The 288-nt window shown below is 48.3% G+C and carries 1 protein-coding gene; it reads left to right on the plus strand.

Annotation, left to right across the window (positions count from 1 at the left end):
• Positions 1–28: 28 nt before the first annotated feature.
• On the plus strand, positions 29–288 hold a 260-nt coding region (locus tag B4920_RS26065), incomplete at its 3' end, for a helix-turn-helix domain-containing protein (protein WP_139379661.1).

Consider the following 288-nt stretch of genomic DNA (forward strand, 5'->3'; position numbering starts at 1 on the left):
TGGTCATCAGTTTTTAATCATACAAAATATGAATAATCCCCACATCGCAGCCTTAGTAAAATCGGAGAAAAGTGCACGCAAACGTATGCGCTATCTTGCCTTACTCCATTTCACTGAAGGTCATTCTCGTACCGCCATCGCAAGCATGCTTAAGGTCAGTAGAACCAGTGTCAATCGCTGGGTCACCGCCTATTTAACCCATGGGCTGACTGGCCTTGACGATGCGCCCAATCCGGGCCGTCCTGCGACACTGTCCATCACACAACAAGCTAAGCTTAAAGCGTTCGT

The sequence above is a fragment of the Zoogloea sp. LCSB751 genome, from assembly GCF_002028455.1.
Taxonomy (GTDB): domain Bacteria; phylum Pseudomonadota; class Gammaproteobacteria; order Burkholderiales; family Rhodocyclaceae; genus Zoogloea.